The following is a 16,591-nucleotide window of genomic DNA, read 5'->3' as shown; positions in this document are numbered from 1 at the left end:
CGACCCGTGACGCAAACTCGAACGGAGAAATTGGGGGACGGATCTCCCTACCAGGCGCCACCGAAGGCGACCTCGGTGGTGGCGTCGATCGCCCGGCAGAGCTCCTCGAGGTCGTCCTGCCGCACCTCCGCCATGGCCCGCACGGTGAGCGGCACGAGGTACGACGCGTTCGGCCGGCCGCGGTAGGGCGTGGGCGTCAGGTAGGGCGCGTCGGTCTCGACGAGGACCCGGTCGATGGGCGTGATCGCGAGCGCCTCGCGCAGCGGCGCGGCGTTCTTGAAGGTGACCGTCCCGGCGAAGCTGAGGAAGGCGCCGCGGTCCAGGCAGCGGCGCGCGACGTCCTCGTCGCCGGAGAAGCAGTGCATCACCCAGCGCTCGGGTGTGCCCTCCTCGTCGAGCACCCGCAGCACGTCGTCGTGTGCGTCGCGGTCGTGGATCACGAGCGTCTTGTCGAGCCGCTTGGCGAGGTCGATGTGGCGGCGGAAGCTCTCCTCCTGCACGGCCCGACCCTCCTCGCCGGTGCGGAAGGTGTCGAGGCCGGTCTCGCCGACGGCGCGCACCTTGTCGTGCGCGGTGGCGAGGCGCTCGATCTCCTCCAGCGCCGTCTCGAGGTCGCCGGTCGCCGCCAGCCGGGGCGCCTCGTTGGGGTGCAGGGCGACCCCGGCCACGAGGGCGTCGTGCTCGGCCGCCGCCTGCACCGCCCAGCGCGCGCCGGGCAGGTCGCAGCCGATCTGGACGATCCGGGGCACCCCGACCGCTGCGGACGCCGCGAGGGCGTCCTCGGTGGTGATCCAGTCGCCGTCGGCGATGTCGAGGTGGCAGTGGTTGTCGACCACCGGGTGCGGCAGCGGCTCCGGTGCCGGCGGGCGCTCGCGGTCGCGGCGCGCGCCCGACTTCTCCTCGGTCGCCGCCCGGCTGCGCGTGGGATCAGCGGTGGACAACGTCGTACACCTCCCGCTTGGGCAGGCCCGCGCGCTTGGCGACCTCGGCGATCGCCTCCTTGCGCGTCGAGCCGCCCGCCTCGAGGTCGGCCACGGCGGCCCGCAGGGAGCCGGGGTCGGTGGCCACGGCCGGGGCGCCGCTCGAGCCCTCGACCACGATCGTCACCTCGCCTCGGACGCCGTCCTTCGCCCACGCGACGAGGTCGCCGAGCGGACCACGGCGCACCTCCTCGTGGGTCTTGGTGAGCTCGCGGCAGACGGCAGCGGAGCGGTCGTCGCCCAGCGCCTCGGCCATCGCGGCGAGTGCGGCCTCGGTGCGGTGGGGCGCCTCGAAGAACACCATCGTCCGCTCCTCGGCGGCCAGCGCGGCGAGCCGCCGGCCGCGCTCCCCCGCCTTGCGCGGGAGGAAGCCCTCGAAGCAGAACCGGTCGACCGGCAGCCCGCTGACCGCGAGCGCTGTGAGTACGGCGCTCGGGCCCGGCACTGCGGTGACGCGGACGTCGTGCTCGACCGCCGCGGCGACGAGTCGGTAGCCGGGGTCCGACACGCTCGGCATGCCGGCGTCGGTCACGAGCACGACCCGGTCGCCCGCGAGCAGCGCCTCGAGCAGCGCCGGCGTGCGGGCCTGCTCGTTGCCCTCGAAGTACGACACGACGCGTCCCGACAGGGTGATGTCGAGGTCCGCGCACAGCCGCTTCAGCCGCCGGGTGTCCTCCGCAGCGACCACGTCGGCGCCGGAGAGCTCGGCGGCCAGCCGCGACGGCGCGTCGCCGGCCTGCCCGATCGGGGTGCCCGCGAGGACCAGGACGCCTGCCATGTCCCGATCATGTCAGGGGGTCTCGATACGCCGCTCGCTGGCGCTCGCGAGCTACTCGACCACCTAGGCGAAACAGGTGGTCGAGTAGCCGAGCGAGACCTACTTCTTCACGACCTTGAAGTGCCAGGTGCGCGTCTGCCGGTTGCCGGCGGCGTCCGTCACCCGGAGCCGTACGACGTGGCGGCCGGGAGCGAGGGCCGGGCGGGGCTTCCAGCGCACGAGCCCGCGCCGGGCGTCGTACCGGATGCCGGTGACGCGGCGGCCGTCGACGCGGAGCACGATCGCCTTCGTGCGCACGCCCGAGCCGGGGTCGGCCACGCGTGCCCTGACCGTGGGCCGGGCGGTGCGCACGCTGCGGACGGGGCCGACCTTGGAGATCCGGGGCGGGGTGGTGTCGACCGCGGGCGCGGGGGCCGGCGGCGTGGCGCCGCCGCCGACGACGACCTGGACGGTGTCGCTCACCGACAGGTGGCCGGCGTGCTCACCCGTGCCGTGCGCGACGGTCACGGTGGCGGTGTAGGCGCCGGGGGTGGCATAGGTGTGGTCGGGGTCCGCGCCGGAGCCGGTCGTGCCGTCACCGAAGCTCCAGGAGTAGGTGAGGTCTGCGGTGCCCGGCGTGAGGTCGGCGCAGCCGATGCGGCGCGCGGCGTTGTCGGGGTCGTGCACCACGACGGAGACGGCCTTCGGGCCGGCCCGCACCGGCTTGGTCACCTCGACCAGCCCGCTGGCACCGGTCGCGTCTGAGGTGAACAGCGGCCAGATCTCGTTGGGCTCGGCGAACGGCTGGGCGGTGTCGAAGCGGAAGTGCGCGCCGCCGAGGTTGTCGGCGCACGCCTGCTCGTGGACGTGCACGGCGGAGTGCACGGCGCTCGGCTTGGTGCCCGAGACCTGGAGGGAGGTGTGGGTGCGACCGCGGCTGCGCACGAGGACCGCGGTGCCGGTGAGGTCGGGGTAGGCGTCGAGGCCGACGGAGTACGCGTGGAGCGTGCCGGTGGTGGTCACCTGCGTCGAGAAGGCCACCGCGAGCGGCGCCGTGCCCTGAGCGGGGGCAGCGAGCGCATCGATCGCCGGGAGGCCGTCGTCCGCCGGCGGTTCGGGGTCGACGGGGCCGCTGCCCTGGGTGACGGTGACCGGGAAGTCCTGCTCCCGGAGCCCGCCACGTCCATCACTCACCCGCAGCCGTACGACGTACGTCCCCGGGGTGGTGTACTCGAACATCGCGTGGTCGGTGTAGGTCGCCGCGGCCCCGGTGCCGAAGTCCCACGAGGTGGCGACCACGTCGCCGTCGGGGTCGGCCGCGTTGGCGGTGGCGTGGACGACGAGCGGCGCCGGGCCGGAGGTCGGCTCCACGACCGGGTCGATCGTCGGCTCCGCGTTGCTTCCCGGCGCGACCACCACGATCGTCCCGGTCATCATCGAGCCGTGGATCGAGCACTCGTAGCGGTAGGTGCCCGGCTGGTCGAACGTGTAGGTCACCGGCGTCCCGTTGGCCTCGCGGTGCTCGACGAGCGGCGTCGGCCACACGGTCTCCCACGCGCTCGAGGGCGCGAGCGAGGTCAGGTCGTGGCCCTGGTTGGCCCGGTCGAACTGCCACTCGACGGTGTCGCCGACGGCGATCGTGACCACCGACGTGCCGGTGTCGACCGACTCCCACGTGTTGCTCGAGGTGCTGTCGACGGCGTCGACGACCCAGGTCCGGCCCTCCGTCGCGGCCGCGGTGGGCGAGGAGGCGACCAACGCGCCGGACAGGGTCGAGGCGACCAGCAGGAGCACGGCCAGGGCGAACCGCGTCGATGCCGGTCGGACAGCGGGGCGGACGGCGCGCATGTCTCTCCTCTTGAGCAAGATCGTGAACAGAGTTCGCATCTCTGAATCAGGTTCACGAGTCTCGGGTGTGCCGGTCGTCACGTCAAGGGCGTCTCCACCGGCTGGTTAGAGTTCCCGTCGTGACCCCGACTGCCGCCGAGCGGAATCGCCCGCGCTGGCGGTCGGAGGACCCGCTCCTGGGCTGGGTGGGCGCGATCTGCCTCGCGAGCCTGGCCTTCTTCCTGCGGCGCTGGCACCTCGGCACGCCCCACCAGTTCTCCTTCGACGAGACCTACTACGCCAAGGACGCGTGGTCGCTGCTCAACCACGGCTACGTCCGCGCCTACGTCGAGGACGCCGACAAGACGATCCTCAACGGCCACGTCACGGGCCTGTGGCAGGACGGGCCGTCGATGATCGTCCATCCCGAGGTCGGCAAGTGGCTGATCGCGGTCGGCATCAAGCTGTTCGGGATGGACCCGGCCGGCTGGCGGATGGCCTCCGCGGTGATCGGTGCGCTGATGGTGCTGCTGATGTGCCGCTTCGTCCGCCGCGTCACTGGGTCGACCGTCCTCGGCCTGGTCGCCGGTCTGCTGCTCTCCCTCGACGGCCTCCAGCTGGTGCTCTCGCGGCTGGCGCTGCTCGACATCTTCCTGGCCTTCTTCATCCTCTGCGGCGTGCACTGCGTGGTGGCCGACCGGCAGTGGCTGCGCGACCGGCTCGCGGCCGGAGCACGTCGTACGTTGTGGCGACCGTGGCTGCTGCTCGGCGGACTGAGCTTCGGCCTGGCGTGCGGCACCAAGTGGTCGGCGGTCTACACCCTCGCCGCGTTCGGCCTGCTGGTCTGGCTGTGGAGCGCGGGCGCCCGCCGCGCCTTCGGCCAGCGGCGGCCGCTGCTGAGCTCGATCGTCCTCGACGGCGTCCCGGCGTTCCTCGCGCTCGTCGGCGTCGCCTTCGTCACCTACCTCGCCTCGTGGACCGGCTGGCTGATCCACGCCGACGCCTACGAGGAGGCGTTCAGCAACACGCAGTACACGACGTACGACGGCGGGAAGCAGTGGCCGACCGCGACCGAGCCCGACGCCCACGGGTTCGGCGAGGTCACCCAGTCGCTGCGCTCGCTCTGGTACTACCACCAGGACGTCTACACCTTCCACAGCCACTTCCTGAACGACTCGACGCACATCTACGCCTCCAAGCCGTCGACCTGGCTGGTGATGGGCCGGCCCGTCGGCGTCGACGCCCAGACCGACATCCAGCCCGGCGCGCAGGGCTGCGGCGCGCCGAGCGGCTCGACGTGCATCCGCCAGATCCTGCTGATCGGCAACCCGGTCGTGTGGTGGGGCGGGTGCCTGGCGATGATCGCCTCGCTGCTGCTCTGGATCGGCGCCCGCGACTGGCGCCACGGGGTCGCGGTCGTCGGCCTGGCGACCACGTGGCTGCCGTGGTTCCTCTACGACGACCGGCCGATCTTCTACTTCTACGCGATCGCCAGCCTGCCCTTCCTCGTGCTGTCGCTCGCGCTGGCCATGGGCCACCTGATCGGCACGTCCGACGTGCCCGGCCCCCGCCGTACGTTCGGGGTGGTGGTCGCCGGCAGCTACACCGTGCTGGCGGTGATCGCCTTCGCATGGTTCTGGCCGATCTGGACCGACGCCCTGCTCACCAAGTCGGAGTGGGACTCGCGGATCTGGTTCCGTCGCTGGATCTAGACCGCGGAATCAGCGGAAAACGCCTCCACTGGCCCAGACCACGTAGCCGAGGCGAGATCGGATTTCCCAATTTTCGTCAAGATGGCCCGAAATTCCGCGTCGACTAGTGCATTCGGGCCATGCGAGGCCCCACCATTGGCACCAGCGCCGCCGGTGGCGCCGACAGAGCCCTTGGGGAGGGTCCGATGAGTTCAACGTTGCTGCACATCTGCCTGGAGACCGACAGTGCTCCCGATGCGCAGGCGGAGTTCGAGGTGGGGAGCCGCTGGGTCTGCGAGTGCGGGCTCAACTACGTCTTCCACGAGGGGTTCAACCGCGGGGGCGGTCTGACCAACGCGTGGTTCGTCGCACCGGCGCTGCCCAAGCAGCGCGGTCCCGTCGTCAAGCTCCTGTTCGGCCCGCGCAAGGGCTGACCCCGGTGGCCTGAGCGCCACCCACACACGTGACCCCGCCCGATCCAGCCCGGGCGGGGTTCTCGTTTGTCCTCACCACGCACCCGGGAACCGTGACGACCCCGCGATCGCCAGCAGCGTCACCAGCACCGCCACCGCGACCGCGATGAGCAGCGACTCACCGACGTGCCGCCGGCTCGGCACCACGAGCAGCGCGAGCCCGGCGACCACGGCGAGCAGCGGCAGCACCCACACCGGTACGACGGACGCGAGCAGGCCCGACACCACCGCGAGCCCCGCGCCGCCGGCCACGGCACGCGGCAGCGGCACCGGCCGGGTGCCCCGCGGCAGGCCCACCTCGGTGACCGGACCCGCCGCCGGCAGCTGATCCGGGGCCAGCACCCGCAGCAGCAGGGTCACCGTCGCCGGGTCGGCGACGACCACGACGTCACGCCAGCGGTCCGCCACCGCGTGCCGGCGCACGAGGTCGTCGAGGCGGTGCCCGCGGTCGACGTCCGGGAAGCGCACCGGCGCCAGCAGCACGTCGGGGGTCGGCTCGCGGCCGAGACCCTCGACGACGCGCTTGGCCTCCGCCGTCGGCGCGGCCAGGACGGTCGCCTGCTGCCCCAGCCGCTTCCGCAGGGCCGCGACCTCGGCCGTGCCGGCCGGCGCGCTCACCACGAAGATCCGCTGGAGGTCGCCCACGTCCTGACCGTAGCGGGAGGCGCCGGTCTGCGACGATGCCGGGCATGAAGCTCCTGCTCACCTCCGGCGGCGTGACCAACGACAGCATCCGGGCGGCCCTCGTCGACCTCCTCGGCAAGCCGATCGAGGAGTCGACCGCCCTGGGCATCTCCTCCGCCCAGTGGGGCCACCCGATGTGCACTCCGCTGACCGCGCGCGGCTTCGCCACCGACCGCACCCCGCCCACGATGACCGGCCTCGGGTGGCAGTCCGTCGGGCTGGTCGAGCTGACCGCGCTGCCGACGATCGACGCGGAACGCTGGGAGCCGTGGGTCCGCGACGTCGACGTCCTGCTCGTCGACGGCGGCGAGGCGACGTACCTCGCGCACTGGGTGGCGGAGTCCGGGCTCGGCCGGCTCCTGCCGTCGCTCCACGACACGGTCTGGGTCGGCGTCAGCGCGGGCAGCATGGCGCTGGCGCCGCGCATCGGCGACCGCTTCACGCACTGGCGGCCCGAGGAGGGCGACGGGGCGCTCGGCCTCGTCGACTTCTCGATCTACCCCCACGTCGGGCTGTTCGAGTCCAACACGATGGAGGACGCCGAGCAGTGGGCGGCCGGCCTCGGCAACCCGGGCTACGCACTGGACGAGCAGTCCGCCGTCGTGGTGGACGGCGACCGGGTCGAGGTCGTCTCCGAGGGCGAGTGGCGGCACTTCGCGTGACCGACCCGGCGACTCCCTACCTGCGCGTCGACGTCGGCCGGTTGCGCGACAACATCGCCCGCACCGCAGCAGCCGCGGCGGCGGCTGGGGTCGCGCTGCGACCGCACGCCAAGACCCACAAGTCGGCCGACGTCGCGCGGCTCCAGCTCGAGGCCGGCGCCGTCGGGCTGACCGTCGCCACGGTCGGCGAGGCCGAGGCGTTCGCGGAGCAGGGGTGCACGGACCTCTTCGTCGCCTACCCGTTGTGGCTGACCGACGCCCTCGCCGACCGGCTGGCAGCGCTGGCCGGATCAGGGGTACGCCTCGCGATCGGCGTCGACTCGCTCGCGGGGGCCGAGAAGGCCGCCGCCCTGCTCGCCGGGTCGGGCGTGGAGCTGGTCGTCGAGGTCGACTCGGGCCACCACCGCAGCGGCATCGCGCCGGGCCTGGCCGGCGACGTCGCCCTCGCTGCGGGCGACCTCACTGTGCTCGGCGTCTTCACGTTCCCCGGCCACTCCTACTCCCCCGACGGCCGCGCAGCCGCCGCCCGTGACGAGGCGGTCGCACTGGCGGCCGGCCGCGCGTCCCTCGGGGCCGCCGGCCTCACCGACCTGGTCGTCAGCGGCGGATCCACCCCGTCGCTCGAGCACGCCGATGCCTCCGTGCTGACCGAGCTCCGCCCCGGCGTGTACGTCTTCAACGACGCCCAGCAGTGGGAGCTCGGCTCGGCGGCGCCGGACCAGGTCGCACTCACGGCCGTCGCCACGGTGGTCAGCCACGCCGGCGGCCGCCTCGTCCTGGACGCGGGGTCCAAGGTGCTGGGCGCCGACCGGGCGTCGTACGCCACCGGGTTCGGCCGGCTGCTCGACCACCCGGACGCGCGCATCGTCCAGCTGTCGGAGCACCACGCGGTCGTTGAGCTGCCAGGCACGCTCCCCGCGCTGGGGAGCCGGGTGCTCGTCGTGCCCAACCACTGCTGCACCGCGGCCAACCTCGCCGACGAGCTGTGGCCGACGGACGGCGACGCTCCCTGGCCGGTGACGGCCAGGGGTCGCAACACCTGAGCCATCGTCGTACCCGTCGCGCTCGGCCCTCTCCACGCGGCAGACTGCACCCATGCCGGTCACGCGAGGATTCACCCGCCGCCGCCCCGAGCCGGAGCGCGGCCGCATCCCACCCGGGCAGTACGACACCGGCTCGTCGTGGCCGGTGCTCACCGCGGAGGCGACGCCGCAGCAGCCGGCGGAGTCGTGGACGCTGTCGGTCGACGGCCTCGTCGAGTCGCCCCACAGCTGGACCTGGTCGGAGCTGCACGCCTTCCCCGGGTCGACCTTCTTCGGCGACATCCACTGCGTCACGACGTGGTCCAAGCTCGACATCACGTTCAGCGGGGTGAGCGTCGACGACCTGCTCGACGTCGCCCGGCCGAGCAGCACGGCGTCCTTCGTGATGGCGCACTCGGTCACCGGCTACACGACGAACCTGCCTCTCGCCGACCTCACCGGCGGTCGTGCCTGGATCGTGTGGGACGTCGACGGCAAGCCGCTCCCCCGCCAGCACGGCGGACCGCTCCGCCTCCTCGTGCCGCACCTCTACTTCTGGAAGTCCGCGAAGTGGATCTCGCGCCTCGAGCTGATGGCCGAGGACCGGCCGGGCTTCTGGGAGCAGAACGGCTACCACGACCGCGGCGACCCGTGGCGCGAGCAGCGCTACCAGGGTGACGACTGAGATGGCCCCCGCACCGATGGCGGCATGGAGCGACGGCCGCATCATCGAGAAGGACTGGCCCACCGAGCGCACGGTCCGGCTGCGCCTCCACGTCGACGACAAGCCCCGCCACCTGCCTGGGCAGCACTACCTGGTGCGGCTGCGCGCGCCCGACGACTACACGGCGACACGCTCCTACTCGCTGGCCTCCGACACCGACGACCCGCTCCTCGAGCTGCTCATCGAGCGGCAGCCCGACGGCGAGGTCTCGGAGTTCCTCGCCGACGTCGCCGAGGTCGGGGACGTGCTCGAGCTCCGCGGGCCGATCGGTCGCTGGTTCGTCTGGGACACCCGCACCCCCATCCTGTGCCTCGTGGGCGGCACCGGGGTCGTGCCCGCGGTCGCCATGGCCCGCACCGCGCGCCGGCTCGGGAGCACCGACCTGCTCCGCATCGCCGCGGTCGCGCGCCGGCGCGAGGACCTCCCCTACGCAGCCGAGCTGGAGCGCTTCGGCGCCGCGACGGCGTACACCCGCGCGCAGGCGGGTGACCGTGCGCCCGGGCCGCTCACCGTCGAAGAGGTGACCCCGATGCTCGAGGGGGTCGAGCTCGGCTTCGTGTGCGGGTCGGCCCGCTTCGCGGCGTACGCCGAGGAGCTCCTCGTCGCGTGCGGCATGGATCCCGCGGCGATCCGCGTCGAGCGCTTCGGGCCCACGGGCGGCGAGGAGACGGAATCGGCGTAGCCGCCGGCCTCCTAGCCGGTGCGAGCGGGGAGCGCGCGCTCGACGGCGTCGCCCAGGTCCCGGAGCGAGAACGGCTTGGTCATGAAGGCCGTCGCGCCCGCAGCGAGTGCCTTGGTGCGGGTCTCGCGGTCGGCGTACGCCGTGAGGATCAGGACCGGACGCGACGCGAAGTGCGGCAGGTTCCGCAGCCTCGCGCAGAGCTCGCCGCCGTTCATGTTCGGCATGCTCCAGTCCAGGACGGCCATGTCGAAGGACGACTCCGTCGCGACCGCCAGGGCGGCGACAGGATCGGCCACGCTCGTCACGTCGTGCCCTGCCCGCTGCACGCCGATCGCGATGAGCTCGCGGATGTCGTCGTCGTCATCGACGACCAGCACCGTTGCCACTCCCGAGACCTTCCGTTCCAGAGGTGCCGATCGTGACGCGTCCTACCCCACCTGCCCTCAGGTCATAGGTAATCAGCAAAGTGCCGGACGGCGTGGCGGAATGGCCACATCTCCCCCCACGAAGGGGATGGATCCGGGCGTGGCGTGCGAGGAAGATGGGGAGATGGCCGACACGGTCGTGTGCGGAACCGCCAACATCCTGGTCACTCTCGACAGCCCGGCCGTCGAGACGCGCTTCGAGAAGCTCGTCGACGTCTGCGACGTGCTCGCGCTCCAGGAGTGGCCGCGCGGTCGCAACGACCTCCTTGCCGCCCAGGGGCGGCTCTTCCGCTGGTGGCCAGGAGTCTCACCCCACGACCTGGAGCCGCGCGGCAGGTGGAGCTTCCACCGCGCCCACGCCGGCGGCGGCCCCATCGGCGTGCGCAACAGCCTCCACGAGACCCCGCTCGCGTGCTGGGCCTCGGTGCTCGCGCCCGCCGGGCGCGTCGACAAGGTGCCCGGCCGACGCAGCTTCCTCGGGCCGTCGTGGTGCACCCGGCTGAAGTCGCGTCGCCGCGACGGCTCGGTGGTGATCCGCTACAACCTCCACCTCACGGCCGGCGTGCAGATCGGCCACATGGACTACCGCGGCGACCGGCCCAAGCGGGTGGCCCGGCACCGCGACCGCGAGCGGCCCAGGATCGGCGAGCTCGTCGCCGAGGACCTCGCGCGCGGATTCGACGTCGAGGTCTACGGCGACGACAACTTCCACCACATGCGCATCGGCGGGCTGACGGCCTGGTGGGCGACGGAGCCCGGCGAGAGCACGTTCGGCAACCGGGCGATCGACGGCATCTGGACGACGAGGTCCCCCGACTCGGTGACGTTCCTGCCCGCCCTGGTGCCGGGCGAGCACCGCCACGTCATCGCCCGCTACTCCTGAAGGACGCGGGCCACGTGGCTCGTGTTCGCCGACGGCCCCGGTGCGGCCAGCCCCTCCGGCTCTGCTAGCGTCGCCGACGTCCACACGGGAGTCCGCGGCAGCGGGCTGAGAGGGAGCTGGAGCCGCTCCGACCGTCGCACCTGATCCGGGTCATGCCGGCGAAGGAAGTGATCCACGTGCTGCTGCCGCGCATCTTCTGCCTGGTCTCCTCGACCGACGACCTGTCCGCGCTGTCCGACCTCGCGGAGGTCGGGGTCGACGGCTTCCAGGTCCGTGACAAGGCGGCCACGACGCGCGAGCTCGTCGAGCTCACCCGCGTCGTGCTCGCTGCCGTCCGGCCCTTCGGTGCCACGGTGGTCGTCGACGACCGCGTCGATGTCGCGCTCGCCACCGGCGCCGACGGCGTCCACCTCGGGGCCGAGGACCTGCCGGTCGAGCTCGCCACCACGGTGGCCCCCGAGCTGATCGTCGGTGCCACCTGTCGCGACCGGGCCGCCGTGGAGCGGGCGGCTGCGGCAGGTGCGGCGTACGCCGGGTTCGGCCCGGTGTTCCCCACGTCCAGCAAGGCCGGGCTGCCGCCGGCGCTCGGGGTGCCGGCGATCACCGCGGCGCGCGGCGTGCTGCCACTGGTGGCGATCGGCGGCATCGGCGCCGGCCGGGTCCGTGCCGCACTGGACGCAGGTGCCCACGGCGTGGCGGTCCTGGGCGCGATCTGGCGGGAGCCCGATCCCGTCGCCGCAGCAGAGGAGCTGGTGCAGGAGCTCGGCTGATGCGGGTCCACGTCCGGGGTGGCGGCATCGTCGGCCTCGCCTGCGCAGCAGAGCTGCTCGACCGCGGCCACGACGTCGTGGTCGTCGACCCGACGCCGGGCTGCGGCGCCTCCGCCGTCGCCGCCGGCATGCTCTCGCCGGGTGGCGAGGCGTGGCACGGCGAGCCCGACGTCCACCGGCTCGGGGTGGCGAGCGCGCGGCTGTGGCCGGCGTACGCTGCCCGGCTCGCTGTGCCGCTGCACGCCTGCGGGACCCTGCTGGTCGGGCACGACGCGGGCGACGGGCAGGAGGTCGACCGCCAGGTGCAGGTCCTGGCCGGACTGGGCGTCGCCGTGGACGTGCTCCCGCCAGGTGCCGCGCGCGACCTCGAGCCCGGGCTGGGTCGCACCAGCCGGGCGCTGCTGCTCCACGACGCGGCCGTCGACCCGCGCGCCGTCGTGGCCGCACTCCTCGATCGGCTGGGCGACCGGGTCCGGGCGCGCGAGCCGGACGCCACGCCCGATGCCGTCGTCGTCGCGACCGGTGCACGCCTGCCCCAGCCGTGGACCTCGCTCGTGCGCGGAGTGCGCGGTGAGGTCGTGCGCCTCCGCACGTCGGACGGTCCTCGCCACGTGGTGCGTGGCTGGGTGGCGGGTGAGCCTGTCTACCTCGTGCCCCGTGCCGGTGGTGAGGTCGTCGTCGGGGCCACGGTCGAGGAGCACGACGCCGCGCCGGTGCCGACCGCCGGTGGCGTGCTCCGGCTGCTGCGCGCGGCCCGCGTCCTCCTTCCGGCCCTGGACCGCGCCGAGCTGCTGGCGTGCGAGGCGCGCGACCGGCCGGCGACGCGCGACCACCTGCCCCTCGTCGGTCCCACCCACGACCCGCGCACCTGGCTCGCCGCCGGGCACTTCCGCCACGGCGTGCTCCTCGCCCCGCTGACGGCCCGCATGCTCGCCGACGCCCTCGAGGGGGCAGCCCCCGATCCGGCCGTCGATCCCCGACGGCTCCTACCGACTCCCGATGGAGGTGTGACGTGCGCCTGACCCTCAACGGCGTGCTGCTGGACGCCGATGCCGACACCCTGCACGACCTGGTCGGGCCGCTCCCGAGCGGGCACGCGGTGGCCGTCAACCACGAGGTCGTGCCGCGGGCGGAGCATGCCAGCCGGCTGCTCGTCGACGGGGACGTCGTCGACGTGGTGACGGCGGTGTCCGGCGGATGAGCGAGCTCGTGATCGCCGGCCGCACGCTGTCGTCGCGGCTGTTCCTGGGCACCGGGGGCCTGCCCCGGCCCGACCTGGTCGGCCCGGTCCTGGCTGCCGCAAGCCCGGGGCTGGTGACCGTCAGCGTGCGACGTACGTCGAGCACGTCCGCAGGTGCGCTGCTGCCGCTCCTCCGCGAGCACGGTGCACTCGTGCTCCCGAACACAGCGGGCTGCCTCTCCGCCCGGGACGCCGTCCTCACGGCCGAGCTCGCGCGCGAGGCGCTGGAGACGGACTGGGTGAAGCTCGAGGTGATCGGCGACGAGACGAACCTGCTGCCCGACGCGGTGGAGCTGGTCGAGGCGGCCGCGGCGCTCGTCGCGCGGGGGTTCACGGTGCTGCCCTACACCACCGACGACCCGGTGCTGGCCCGTCGCCTCGCGGACGCCGGCTGCGCTGCTGTGATGCCGCTGGGCTCCCCGATCGGATCGGGACTCGGGATCCTCAACCCGCACGCCATCGAGACGGTCGTCGCGGCCGTCGACGTGCCGGTCGTGCTCGACGCCGGTGTCGGCACCGCCTCCGACGCGGCGCTGGCCATGGAGCTCGGCTGCGATGCCGTCCTGGCCGCCACCGCGGTGACGCGGGCGGCGGACCCGGTCGCGATGGCCGGAGCCCTCCGCCTCGCCGTCGAGGCGGGTGTCGCGGCACGGCGAGCCGGACGGATCCCGCGCCGGGCGGTGGCTCGATCGGCGAGCCCGCTCGACGGGAGGATCGCGTGATCCCGCGGCTGGTGCTGCTGACGGACCGGTCCCAGCTGCGCCTGGGCCGCGGACTGGTGCGCACGGTCCGCGAGTGCGCCGAGGCCGGCCTCGCAGCCGTGGTCGTGCGCGAGCACGACCTCGAGGGTCCCGCCCGCGCCGCACTCGTCCGGGCGCTGGTGGCGGTCCCCGGCCTCACGGTCGTCTCCTCGCGCATCCTCGAGCCCGCCGCGCACGGGCTGCACCTGGCGGCGCACCAGGCGCCGCTCCCCGGCGTGCGATGGGGCCGGTCCTGCCACTCCCGCGCGGACGTCGGCCGTGCCGCCGATGCCGGGGCGTCCTGGGCCACCCTGTCGCCGTACGCCGTCAGCGCCAGCAAGCCCGGGTACGGGCCGGCCCTGCCACCCGAGGCGTACGCCGGCCACCCGGTGCCGGTGCTGGCACTGGGCGGGATCGACGTCGGCAACGCGGCCGACGCAGTCGCCGCTGGTGCCCACGGTGTCGCGGTGATGGGAGCGGTGATGCGCGCAGCCGACCCTGCCGGCGTCGTCGCGGACCTCCTGCGGGAGCTCCGGTGAGGACCCCGCCCGTGGTCCTCGCAGTGGCGGGCACCGACAGCGGCGGCGCGGCCGGGCTGGCCGCGGACCTCGCGACGATCGGGCACCTCGGCTGCCACGGCGCCTGCGCGGTCACCGCCGTGACGGCGCAGGACACCACCGGCGTGCACGCGGTCCACGAGGTGCCCGTCGAGGTCGTCGCGCGCCAGCTCGAAGCGGTGCTCGACGACCTCCCGATCGCGGTCGTGAAGACCGGGATGCTCGGCTCGCCCGAGGTCGCCCGCCTGGTCGCGGACCGCCTCGGGCACCTACCGCTGGTCGTCGACCCGGTGCTGGCCGCGACCAGCGGGGCCGTGCTCGGCGTTGCCGCGGTCGCGCGGGCCTACCGCGACCACCTGCTCCCGGCGGCTGTCGTCGCGACCCCGAACCTCGCCGAGGCGCGTGCCTTGGCCGGCGTCGATCGCGATGCCCCGGACCTGGCAGCCCGGCTCGCCGACCTCGGATGCGCCGTCGTCCTCACCGGAGGACCGGACTGGCGGCCCGACGACGACACCCGCACCTGCACCGACTGGCTGTGCCTGCCCGGTGGCACCGCCGACCCACTCCCCCACCCTGCCGTCGCGACCACCGCCGACCACGGCACCGGCTGCACCTTCGCCAGCGCCCTCGCCGCCGGGATCGCCCACGGTGCGGGGCTCGCCGACGCGGTCCTCGCCGCGTCGGCGTACGTCACCGGCCGCCTCGAGGACAGCCGCTCCTGGACCCTCGGCCGCGGCCGCGGACCGATCTCACACACCAGCCCCGTCCACCCCGTCCACCCCGTCCAGCAGGAGGAAACCGCATGACCCTCGACCACACCGTCCACCCGGCGCACCAGCGCGTCCTCACCGGCCCCCTCGGCGTACCCGTCACCCGCGTCAGCCTGACCAACGGCGAGACCTTCGACCGCTACTGCACCTCAGGCCCGGGCGCCGACCCGGAGACCGGGCTGCCCGCGATCCGCGCGGGCTGGGTCGCGGCTCGCGGCGACACCGAGGAGTACGCCGGCCGGGCCACGGCGCTCGTCGACAACGGCCGTTCCGCCGTGCGCCGCGGATCCGCCCGCGAGGAGTGGCGCGGCGCCGGCCGCGCACCGCGCCGGGCGGTCCCGGGACGCACGGTCACCCAGCTCCACTACGCCCGCCAGGGGATCGTGACGCCCGAGATGGAGTACGTCGCCGCGCGCGAGGGCTGCGACGTCGACCTGGTGCGCAGCGAGGTCGCCGCCGGACGGGCGATCATCCCCGCCAACGTGAACCACCCCGAGTCCGAACCGATGGTCATCGGGCGCCGGTTCCTGGTGAAGATCAACGCCAACATCGGCAACTCGGCCGTCACCAGCAGCATCGCCGAGGAGGTCGACAAGCTCACCTGGGCCACCACGTGGGGCGCCGACACGGTCATGGACCTCTCGACCGGCGAGGACATCCACACCACCCGCGAATGGATCCTGCGCAGCTCGCCGGTGCCGATCGGCACCGTCCCGCTCTACCAGGCCCTGGAGAAGGTCGGCGGCGAGGCCGACAGGCTCACGTGGGAGGTCTTCCGCGACACCGTCGTCGAGCAGTGCGAGCAGGGCGTCGACTACATGACCATCCACGCCGGCGTGCTGCTGCGACACGTGCCGCTCACCGCCGAGCGGGTGACGGGCATCGTGTCCCGCGGCGGCTCGATCATGGCCGGCTGGTGCCTGGCCCACCACGAGGAGAACTTCCTCTACACCCACTTCGACGAGCTCTGCGAGATCTTCGCGGCCTACGACGTCTCCTTCTCGCTCGGCGACGGCCTGCGGCCCGGATCCGTGGCCGACGCCAACGACGCCGCCCAGCTCGCCGAGCTGCGCACCCTCGCCGAGCTCACGACGCGCGCGTGGGAGCACGACGTACAGGTGATGGTGGAGGGGCCCGGCCACGTGCCGCTCGACCTGGTGGAGGAGAACGTCCGGCTCCAGCAGGAGTGGTGCCACGGCGCCCCGTTCTACACGCTCGGCCCGCTCGCCACCGACGTCGCGCCCGGCTACGACCACATCACCAGCGCCATCGGCGCCGCAGCGATCGCGATGCACGGCACGGCGATGCTCTGCTACGTCACGCCCAAGGAGCACCTCGGCCTGCCGAACCGCGACGACGTGAAGACCGGCGTGATCACCTACAAGCTGGCCGCACACGCCGCCGATGTCGCCAAGGGCCACCCGGGCGCCCGCGAGTGGGACGACGCGCTGAGCCGGGCGCGCTTCGAGTTCCGGTGGCACGACCAGTTCGCGCTCTCGCTCGACCCGCACACCGCCGAGTCGTTCCACGACGAGACGCTCCCCGCCGAGGGTGCGAAGACCGCCCACTTCTGCTCGATGTGCGGCCCCAAGTTCTGCTCCATGCGGATCAGCCAGGACGTGCGGGAGCGCTTCGCCGAGAAGTCCGCGGAGTTCCTCTCGCTGGGCGGCACCGTCTACGTCGACGACCCGGGCAGGTCGTGAC

General features: G+C 73.6%; 19 protein-coding genes and 1 riboswitch. Of the genes, 14 read left to right on the top strand and 5 right to left on the bottom strand.

Features of this window, described 5'->3' with window-relative positions; all coding sequences use genetic code 11:
* Window positions 1-47 precede the first annotated feature (47 nt).
* From J2X46_RS05960 to J2X46_RS05950, 3 genes are all read right to left on the bottom strand, one after another.
* Window positions 48-941, bottom strand: a complete 894-nt coding sequence (locus J2X46_RS05960; RefSeq protein WP_310248063.1) for a TatD family hydrolase — start codon at window positions 939-941, stop codon at window positions 48-50.
* Window positions 928-1,758 carry a 16S rRNA (cytidine(1402)-2'-O)-methyltransferase gene (gene rsmI / locus J2X46_RS05955; RefSeq protein WP_310248061.1) on the bottom strand — a complete coding sequence of 277 codons (831 nt, stop codon included), beginning with the start codon at window positions 1,756-1,758 and terminating at the stop codon, window positions 928-930. Before rsmI ends, J2X46_RS05960 begins: the two co-directional genes overlap by 14 nt.
* A gap of 99 nt (window positions 1,759-1,857) precedes the next feature.
* Window positions 1,858-3,585, bottom strand: a complete 1,728-nt coding sequence (locus J2X46_RS05950) for a PKD domain-containing protein (RefSeq protein ID WP_310248059.1) — start codon at window positions 3,583-3,585, stop codon at window positions 1,858-1,860.
* Between the two features lie 119 nt (window positions 3,586-3,704).
* On the opposite strand from J2X46_RS05950, the gene J2X46_RS05945 reads away from it, so the two are divergent.
* Both J2X46_RS05945 and J2X46_RS05940 read left to right on the top strand, forming a co-directional pair.
* The gene (locus J2X46_RS05945) at window positions 3,705-5,276 is read left to right on the top strand and encodes a phospholipid carrier-dependent glycosyltransferase (protein ID WP_310248056.1); all 1,572 of its coding nucleotides are present in this window, start codon (window positions 3,705-3,707) and stop codon (window positions 5,274-5,276) included.
* Between the two features lie 185 nt (window positions 5,277-5,461).
* Entirely contained in the window at window positions 5,462-5,689 is a 228-nt protein-coding gene (locus tag J2X46_RS05940; RefSeq protein ID WP_310248053.1) for a hypothetical protein, read from the top strand.
* Between the two features lie 72 nt (window positions 5,690-5,761).
* Here J2X46_RS05940 and J2X46_RS05935 read toward each other — a convergent pair whose 3' ends face one another.
* Window positions 5,762-6,373: a hypothetical protein gene (locus J2X46_RS05935; protein WP_310248049.1), complete on the bottom strand. Its 612-nt coding sequence runs from the start codon at window positions 6,371-6,373 to the stop codon at window positions 5,762-5,764.
* A gap of 44 nt (window positions 6,374-6,417) precedes the next feature.
* Between J2X46_RS05935 and J2X46_RS05930 the strand changes: the two genes are divergently transcribed.
* From J2X46_RS05930 to J2X46_RS05915, 4 genes are read left to right on the top strand one after another with little or no spacing between them, the layout of a single operon-like run.
* Window positions 6,418-7,074 (top strand): Type 1 glutamine amidotransferase-like domain-containing protein, encoded by a 657-nt coding sequence (locus J2X46_RS05930; protein ID WP_310248046.1) that lies wholly within the window; start codon window positions 6,418-6,420, stop codon window positions 7,072-7,074.
* Window positions 7,071-8,117 carry an alanine racemase gene (locus J2X46_RS05925; RefSeq protein ID WP_310248043.1) on the top strand — a complete coding sequence of 349 codons (1,047 nt, stop codon included), beginning with the start codon at window positions 7,071-7,073 and terminating at the stop codon, window positions 8,115-8,117. Before J2X46_RS05930 ends, J2X46_RS05925 begins: the two co-directional genes overlap by 4 nt.
* A 52-nt stretch (window positions 8,118-8,169) precedes the next feature.
* Window positions 8,170-8,781, top strand: coding sequence for a sulfite oxidase-like oxidoreductase (locus J2X46_RS05920; protein WP_310248042.1), 612 nt, complete (start codon window positions 8,170-8,172; stop codon window positions 8,779-8,781).
* Between the two features lies 1 nt (window position 8,782).
* Window positions 8,783-9,502, top strand: coding sequence for an FAD-binding oxidoreductase (locus J2X46_RS05915; protein WP_310248040.1), 720 nt, complete (start codon window positions 8,783-8,785; stop codon window positions 9,500-9,502).
* Between the two features lie 11 nt (window positions 9,503-9,513).
* Here the strand turns inward: J2X46_RS05915 and J2X46_RS05910 are convergent, their stop codons facing one another.
* A complete protein-coding gene (locus J2X46_RS05910) occupies window positions 9,514-9,888 on the bottom strand; it encodes a response regulator (protein ID WP_310248038.1) in 375 nt (124 codons plus the stop codon).
* Window positions 9,889-10,051: 163 nt separating this feature from the next.
* On the opposite strand from J2X46_RS05910, the gene J2X46_RS05905 reads away from it, so the two are divergent.
* From J2X46_RS05905 to thiC, 8 genes are all read left to right on the top strand, one after another.
* Entirely contained in the window at window positions 10,052-10,810 is a 759-nt protein-coding gene (locus J2X46_RS05905) for a hypothetical protein (protein ID WP_310248035.1), read from the top strand.
* A gap of 74 nt (window positions 10,811-10,884) precedes the next feature.
* Window positions 10,885-10,994: riboswitch (TPP riboswitch) on the top strand.
* The gene (gene thiE / locus J2X46_RS05900; RefSeq protein WP_310248032.1) at window positions 10,963-11,580 is read left to right on the top strand and encodes a thiamine phosphate synthase; all 618 of its coding nucleotides are present in this window, start codon (window positions 10,963-10,965) and stop codon (window positions 11,578-11,580) included. (Overlaps the previous riboswitch by 32 nt.)
* The gene (locus J2X46_RS05895) at window positions 11,580-12,602 is read left to right on the top strand and encodes an FAD-dependent oxidoreductase (RefSeq protein WP_310248029.1); all 1,023 of its coding nucleotides are present in this window, start codon (window positions 11,580-11,582) and stop codon (window positions 12,600-12,602) included. The genes thiE and J2X46_RS05895 overlap by 1 nt, the downstream gene beginning before the upstream one ends.
* Entirely contained in the window at window positions 12,593-12,781 is a 189-nt protein-coding gene (gene thiS, locus J2X46_RS05890) for a sulfur carrier protein ThiS (protein ID WP_310248026.1), read from the top strand. Before J2X46_RS05895 ends, thiS begins: the two co-directional genes overlap by 10 nt.
* Window positions 12,778-13,542 carry a thiazole synthase gene (locus tag J2X46_RS05885; protein WP_310248021.1) on the top strand — a complete coding sequence of 255 codons (765 nt, stop codon included), beginning with the start codon at window positions 12,778-12,780 and terminating at the stop codon, window positions 13,540-13,542. The genes thiS and J2X46_RS05885 overlap by 4 nt, the downstream gene beginning before the upstream one ends.
* Complete coding sequence (locus tag J2X46_RS05880; protein WP_310248018.1) at window positions 13,539-14,099, top strand: thiamine phosphate synthase; 561 nt, start codon at window positions 13,539-13,541, stop codon at window positions 14,097-14,099. Before J2X46_RS05885 ends, J2X46_RS05880 begins: the two co-directional genes overlap by 4 nt.
* Window positions 14,100-14,110: 11 nt before the next feature.
* On the top strand, window positions 14,111-14,923 hold the full coding sequence (gene thiD / locus J2X46_RS05875) for a bifunctional hydroxymethylpyrimidine kinase/phosphomethylpyrimidine kinase (protein WP_310248016.1): 813 nt from the start codon (window positions 14,111-14,113) through the stop codon (window positions 14,921-14,923).
* Window positions 14,920-16,590, top strand: a complete 1,671-nt coding sequence (gene thiC / locus J2X46_RS05870) for a phosphomethylpyrimidine synthase ThiC (RefSeq protein ID WP_310248015.1) — start codon at window positions 14,920-14,922, stop codon at window positions 16,588-16,590. Before thiD ends, thiC begins: the two co-directional genes overlap by 4 nt.
* Window position 16,591 lies beyond the last annotated feature (1 nt).

Source organism: Nocardioides sp. BE266, assembly GCF_031457855.1.
Classification (GTDB): domain Bacteria; phylum Actinomycetota; class Actinomycetes; order Propionibacteriales; family Nocardioidaceae; genus Nocardioides.
This window is presented reverse-complemented; position numbering and strand designations above follow the sequence as displayed.